The 7,514-nt window shown below is 55.5% G+C and carries 3 protein-coding genes and 1 pseudogene; 2 read left to right on the forward strand and 2 right to left on the reverse strand.

The genetic code is table 11. From position 1 onward, the window contains the following. Positions 1-375 precede the first annotated feature (375 nt). Together AC2FFB_RS19890 and AC2FFB_RS19895 are read right to left on the reverse strand one after the other, a co-directional pair. Positions 376-1,048, reverse strand: a pseudogene (locus AC2FFB_RS19890) (tyrosine-type recombinase/integrase). Positions 1,049-1,193: 145 nt separating this feature from the next. Continuing rightward, entirely contained in the window at positions 1,194-2,051 is an 858-nt protein-coding gene (locus AC2FFB_RS19895) for a LysR substrate-binding domain-containing protein (protein WP_281973970.1), read from the reverse strand. An 85-nt stretch (positions 2,052-2,136) separates the two neighbouring features. Between AC2FFB_RS19895 and AC2FFB_RS19900 the strand changes: the two genes are divergently transcribed. After that, on the forward strand, positions 2,137-3,159 hold the full coding sequence (locus tag AC2FFB_RS19900; protein WP_496875346.1) for a permease: 1,023 nt from the start codon (positions 2,137-2,139) through the stop codon (positions 3,157-3,159). 484 nt (positions 3,160-3,643) lie between these two features. Further along, a complete protein-coding gene (locus AC2FFB_RS19905) occupies positions 3,644-7,441 on the forward strand; it encodes a hypothetical protein (RefSeq protein ID WP_496875347.1) in 3,798 nt (1,265 codons plus the stop codon). The last annotated feature ends 73 nt before the right edge of the window (positions 7,442-7,514 follow it).

Raw genomic sequence — 7,514 nt, forward strand, 5'->3', positions numbered from 1 at the left:
AGATCAGACATGTTCACCGCTCGTTTTTGAACCGTGAATCACGCCGCAAAACGGAAATCAATGGGTCCTGACCCTAGTAATAAGTTCGCTACCAATTTCGTCGAAAACTTAGTTTGAAAGCCGTAAGTTCGTGCGGCGTCGACGTGAATAAGTACCAGGGCACCCGTTTCAAATTGTCCGAAGTGATTGGCCTGTATCCGGTTTTGCCTCTTTCTCTTTGCGACAGACGCGATGCGTAAATAGCTGCCGTTGGTGCGCTGGCAGCGAAAGTCAGTATCGTTCGCGTTCTGTGAGTTCGCTTGTGTTGAGATATTGCTGTCGTAGCGAATGACCGAAAAGTGGGCTGCGACCGCAGCATCGTGACGGCATGTCGAGTCACCGGTAAGGGCCGACCGTGTAGGCGGCCCAGAGATGTTTGATTTCAATAGCTTCAGCAATGGCCAAGGCATCCTCAAGTTCAACGCCCAGATACCTGACTGTACTGTCCATCTTTGTGTGCCCCAACAGAAGCTGAACGGCGCGAAAGTTGCCAGTCTTCTTGTTGAACTGAGTGACTTCCGTTCGCCGCATCGAATGCGTGCCATATGCACTGGCTTCCAGTCCGATCGACGTGACCCAGTCCCGAACAATCTACGCATACTGAAGTGTCGATATGTGAAAGCGCTCATGAAAACGGCCTAGCCAAAGATACTCTGATCCGACCATCAATTCGTATTCCATCCATTTTTCGACGGATGTGCGGGTGCCTTCCGATATCTCAAACCGAACTGACTTCTGCGTCTTGTTCTGCAGCACTGAGGCGGGTTCCCTGATCTGGCCTGACGCCAGCACATCCACAACTTTCCTCTTCACAAGGTCGCAGCCGCGAAGCTTGCTGTCGATTGCCATATTGAACAGAGCAAGATCACGATGGTTCTCTGCCAATTCAAGCCGCACCCAGATTGCCCAGACATGCTTAGGTTTCAGTGGCCGCTTCTGACCGACAATGCGGCCCTTTGTTCCAGGCTGGCCAAAGTGCGCGAATGGCAGGTAAGTTTGGTATTTCCATGACTAATCCTCCGATCCGCCATGCCCTCCCAAAACGACGACCCGACGTTGACACAGGCGTCATACCACAGGATGCCGCGCCGCCTCCGATGTCAGGAACCTAGTCCGACCTGCCCATTCGACAGAGCGCAGCGAAAGTCAGCTTTTTATGGCTTGGCCATAAATGCGGCTCGGATCGCCTCCTTCATAGCGTCCTGAGGCCCTTGTTCTTTCGGCTTGCTGGATGCCATCACCAGCTTGGAGGCAGGCGTGTTTCCGAAGCCCAATGCGTCGTTCACCACCGATAGACCTGCGTGAAACGACGAGCGACCAAGTAGACCTACTGCAATCCCAGCTTCAACCGCTGCAATCACGCCAGAGACGCTCTGGCTGGAATATACAACGCGATATGGCTCTCCGCGGGCTTGCAATGAATTGACTGCCGCGTCGCGCCACCAGCATGCATGATCGAACAAGGCTACCGGAAGGCTTTCATCGATCTGAAAATTCCAGCGCGCCGACGACACCCAACAAGTAGGGTCTTCATAAAGAACTTCTTCATGGCTGGACGGGTTTTCGACCTCATAGACCGCAAGGTCCAGCGAACCTTTGTCGAGGGCCTCGGGAAAACTGGTGCTCAGAGCGCATGTGACATCCAGTTCGACTTTCGGATGATGGCGGGTGAAGGTCGCAATGATCGCCGCGAGTTTCGTTCGTCCGTGATCGTCGGGTATGCCCAAACGTAGTTTCCCGCTTACCGTGTTCTGGGAAATCTCTCGTAGTGCCGCATCGAGACGTGCCGTCACGTCCTGCGCGACTGGAAATAGCTTTCGTCCCGTGTCGCTCAGGACCACCCCGCGACCATGCCTGTCGAAGACCGGCTGACCCAGGATCGCTTCGAGGCGCTTGATTTGAAGGCTCGTTGCAGACTGCGACCGGTGGATGCGGGCGGCACCGTCTGTGACACTGCCGGCATCGGCCACGGCGATGAAGGTTCGCAAAAGATCGCTATCCAGGTTTTCCATTTGTTTTTCCAATATCGGAAATTGAAACTATGCGTTTCACAGATGCCTCGCGCCGCACTATTTTTCAAGGTCAGAGGAGTATCTCATGTCCGATCAGACAGCTGCCAACCGACCGCCCAACCGGAAACCCTTAGTGTGGGGCCTGTTTCTGCTTCTGTTGGCAGGTGTAGGTTTTGCTTGGCCGGAACACGCCGCAAACGCAGCAATGTTCGTCGTATGGAGTCTAATTGTCGTTGCCCCCATTGTCATTCCGGGCATCGTTCTAGCAGCTTGGATCATCGCCAGCGGCGCGGATACCCATATCGCTGGCGCGTTCGAGGGCAGGACGTTGCGAACGGTTTTGGCTGCATCGCTCATCGGAGCCATCACGCCGGTCTGCGGTGTGACGGTGCTGCCCTTAATGGCCGGATTGCTGGCAGCGGGCGTGCCACTTGCTCCGATCATGGCATTCTGGCTGTCCTCCCCAATAACTGATCCGGCGATGCTCGCGACAACAGCCGCGACACTGGGTTTGAGCTTTGCGATCGGCAAAACACTCGCAGCTTTCGGATTAGGCATATTCGGGGGCGTGATCACAGGGCTATTCGCCAAGACACCTTGGGCAATGAGCGCGCTTCGAGACAATGGTCTTGCGCGCCAACTGAGTGCCGCACGATGCGGCAGGGATCAACCCTTTGATCCATGGGTATGGCGGTCTGAGGCACGAAGGCATTCTTTCAGCAGACAGTTCTGGGCGACCACGCGGCTGATCCTGATCTGCCTGATCCCGGCATTTGCCGCCGAGTATGCCTTAAACGCCGCACTGACGCCGGGCGCACTGGCGGCATATGTTGGCGAAGACAAATGGTGGGCCATACCCGCCGCTGTCTTTGTCGGTGCCCCGGCCTATATCGACGGTTACGCTGCGCTCCCGCTGACACGCGGGTTGATCGACAACGGCATGTCCGAAGGCGCGGCGATGGCTTTCCTTGTCTCGGGCGGCGCGGTCAGCATCTGGGGTGCTATGGCCATCGCACCGGTGCTCAAACTGCAACCGTTGATGCTCTATCTGCTGCTTGCAGTTCTGGGTTCGCTTGGGGCGGGGTATGTCTTTGGGTGGATCGTCTGAGATTCAGCGTTAACGGGAAGCAGACGTTCAGCAACCGGCAGCTTCGTCCGCAATGTGTGAGTACGAGCAGCGCCAAAATTTGCAATTGCAGCGAATGACCGAAATGCGGGCTGCGACCGCAGAATGCCAGCAGGGTGCCGAATGTCTCTTATGGGCCGCTCAGTGCTTTTGGCTGCGTGCGCGGTAAAATTGCACAATAACCTGTTCTTCACGTCAGAGCTGTGCGGCATTTTGCACTTGGCACCGTGCGGAAGAAGTGCGGTGTCCATTGCTGATAATGCCTCCGAGCGGTGACGCCCTAGGTGGCATCTGATTGACATTTTGGGTATTTTGGCGCAAAATAAAAGCATATTTAAACAGCATTAACACTATTCAAAATTTGCAAATCACACTTGGTCGAGATTGGTGTAAAGCGTCCTATTTGGCGCAATTCCCAAGAGAAATTGACAGAAGTTCATTTTTAAAACGGAGGCTTACTTTAGCTATGTCCAGTCTTATTCAATCTGTTTTCGGTCGTGTCACCCAACAGGAAAACGGTCAGTCCGTACACGGAATATTGGTCAAGATTCAGGCGGTATTTGGGGATGGCTGGCGCAAGCGAGACGGCTGTAAGATCGATCTTGGATGCGTCCTGACGGCCGCCGATGGCCGATTTGTGCTCATAGTGGATTCGTCGAAAATACCCGAAGACTGTCGATGTGCAGGTCCGATGGAATTGCGGATAAAGCTGCGCGACCGCGATGGCGTGCGCATCCATAAAGCTCGGCTCAAGATTGAGGATTGTTCCTGCACCGACGATATTAAAATCGACGTCGCCATCCCGGCAAAGAAGCTGGCGTGTCACCTGAGGCGCCCGTTAAGCTGGGCTGCACCGGATAAGCCGTTTTTGCCAGAAAGCGTTCTTGATGACATTGAGGAAGCGCTTGAGCTTGCGGATGCTGATCGGTTGCTGCGCAAGCGCACTCACTTCTTTGAGTGCATCCGCCCGACGCTTGCGATTTTTGACAACTCGCTTAGTGATGCCTGGAGTGTTCTGAACGGAGACGTCGCTGCCAAGGGGCGCTATGTGGATGTACTCAATGCTCTTTGTGCCACGTCGCCAACAGGCTGCGGCTGTGGCGGCGCATCCGGGGATGATGCAGGCGGTATCTTGCAGGACATTTTTTCCGACGACTGCAATGATGACAGCTGTAGGCCCATCAAATCCAAACCCAACCCGGTGTGCTGTTCCGACCATGTCTGCCCCACCGGTAAGTCCCTGATCGCTGACAAAGACATGAGCTTGATGGTCTTTGCGGCCATGCATGTATCCTGTGGTCACAGACCAACAATGATCAAATACGTCGGCGCGCTGCTTGAACAACGTTGCCGGTTCCAGGTGTTGACCGCGCTTCATGAAGCAGCTGTCAACCTGATTTGCAAGAAGCCGCACGCAGGGCGTCATTTTAAGGATCTGCTCGAATATGTGATGTGCATCTGCACCGGTCAAACCCCTTGCGGACAAGTGCCTTGCTGTCAAACTTGTGTCCGCCAGCCCATCCTGGATTGCATCACGGATGCCTATAGAAACTGGTGCAGTATCGAATGCTACACCGTGACCAAGATCAACCCAGAGCGTGCCTGCCCCGGTGACACGGTTGCGATCTGCGGGTGCGGGTTTGGCGATATTGCGGGGCAAGTGCAGTTCACCCAGCATGGCACGATGAACCCCGGTCCGATCGCTGTGCCGACCTCGTGGTCAGACGAACGCATCTGCGTGATCGTCCCGTCCAGTGCAGGATGTGGTTTGGCGATCATTCCTCCGACCCAAACGATCAGCGTCTGCGATCGTTTCCTGGACTATCGAAAAAGCGGCACGATGTTGGCTGAATTCGAAGGTACAAGCGCTGACATTCTCAAGTTTATCGTCAAAGGGCATCAGAACGACGACTGCCTGTTACCCGGCGAGGTTCTGAAAATCCGCTGGAAGGTCTGCGCCGCTGACTCAGTGACTGTGCGCATCGTCAATACAGACACCGGCGCTGCCATTGCGCAGATTTTACCGGCCCCCGATCTGGGACGCTGGGATTTCGATCAGACTGACTTCGACCAAACGACCCGAGTGCGGGTCGAAATCGTCGTGACCGGTAAATGTAAACCTCCTACAGTAAGTCAGGGCTTAGACCTCGTTTTCCAGAACCCGCCGGATCTATCCATCGACGGGGTCGAGGTAACGCAGGCGATTCAGTATTTCCGAGCCAACCAGCATCTGACTGATCCAGCTGACCGCGGCCCGGACAACTCCCTTCAACTTGTTGCCAATAAATCGGCCTGGGTGCGGACATATCTGCGCAGTGGGCAGGATCCGAATTTCGATAATGGGCAGCTCGGCAATGTCAGTGGCACACTTCAAGTGGAACGCCGGGTTGGTGGGATCTGGTCCACGGTGGCCAATATCGTTCCGACCAATGCCCCGGTGACAGCGCAGGACAGTTTCTCAAGCTACGACGCAGAGAGACGCGACATTGATGCGACGCTGAACTTCATTATCCCTGCCAACGTAATGACCGGGCTCTTGCGCCTTTCTATCACTGTCTCGTCGCCAGACGATTGCTATGGAGGCAGCGGCACGGCCCAACAGCTTGTTGATGTCGATCTTGAGCAAGAGTTGCGCGTTGCAGCCGTCACAATTGGCTATAACGGTCCACCGATGGGCGGCGGCGCCAATATTACCTTGCCTGCCCCCAACGCAGCACAAGTTGCCGCTGATACCAGCTTTGCCCTTCGGGTTTTCCCGGTAGGCAGTACGCCCAATGTGCGTATCATCGACAGTCAGACAACAACACAAGGTCTGACAAACAACAATTTCCCAGCGGGGGGATGCGATCCCAACTGGACGCCGATCCTGAATTTCGTGGCTAACGCGCGCACGAATGACGGTAATCAGGGCGATTGGCTTTACTATGGACTGGTCAATGCGGCGATCCCGCGCTCGCATGGCAACACAGGATGCGCCAGCGGCGGCAACGGCGCTGGCTTGTCCGGTAGCCCGATCACGTTGGCGCATGAGTTGGGCCATCAGGCGGGTTTACCACATGCCCCATGTGGCACGGTCGGCACGCCAAACGCGAGCTACCCGCTTTACGAGCCTTACGATACCGGCATGACAACGACCGATAGCAATGGCAACACTGTCTATTCGGATGCGAGCATCGGCGAATACGGCCTCGACACAAATGACGGGACAATACACCGGCCAGCCAACAGTGAGGATCTGATGGGTTATTGCGGCCCCCGGTGGGTCTCGATCTTTACGCATAACTATATGCTGAACCGCGCCGAATTTGACCCGGTGGCGCTGGCAACAGGCGTGTCTGGCGGCAATTCGGTGGGGGCAGGCGCCATGGAAGTCGACAGGCAAGACCAGATGCGTCCTTTCGTGACGATCGTGGGAGAGGTCGGCAAAGACATGCAGGTCTCGGTCGCAAGCCTCGTACGGGTTCCAACCCGGCCCTTGCGGATGTCTGGCGCGCGTACCGATCTAGTTTTGCAGTTGATCGGGGACAAGGACGAGGTGATCTCATCTGCGCCGGTGTTCACAATGGATAATCACGACGCCAATGGCGATGGCTGCGGTTGCGGCGGAGGCGATAAAAAGGATCCGCCTAAACCGCCGTATAGTTTCATTGCGGCAATGGGCGATGTCGGCTCCGGAATTGCAATCCGCATCTGCCAGGGGGACGCAGTCATATGGGAGCGCAAGCGACCGGCACGGCCGGTTAAATTGGCTTCGGCTGAAGCCAGCATTGGCAAGTCTGGTCTAAAGGTTTCCTGGAAAACGACCGGTGCCAAGCGTGGTTACGATCCCGATATTTGGCTGCAATGGTCTTCTGATGGTGAACGCTGGAACGGGCTCAGGGTTGGTGCGAGAGGTAACAGCGTTGAGATCGACCCCAACACCATTCCGGTCGACAAGGTTTGGATTAGGGTCCTTGCTCATGACGGTTACTTCACCGCAACGGCAGACACCAAGCAAGTTAAACTGCCACTAGCGCCACCCGAACTCGCCATTATTCACCCCTCTGAGGGGCAAGTGGTGCGCCCGGACCGACCGCTGCATCTCTGGGGTACATTCACTGGCCGCACCGAAGCAAAATCCGTTGAATGGTATCTGGACGGCAAGAATGTCGCCAAAGATCTGGATGCTTGGATCGATGTACCCAAGCCAGGTGACCATGTGGCGGAGCTGCGCGTTAAAGGCGCAAACCCGGTAACTGTCAAGTTTTCTACAGGTGAGCGCTAGGGTCAGGACCCATTGATTTCCGTTTTGCGGCGTGATTCACGGTTCAAAAACGAGCGGTGAACATGTCTGATCT

This window comes from Ruegeria sp. YTSA219, from assembly GCF_059609985.1.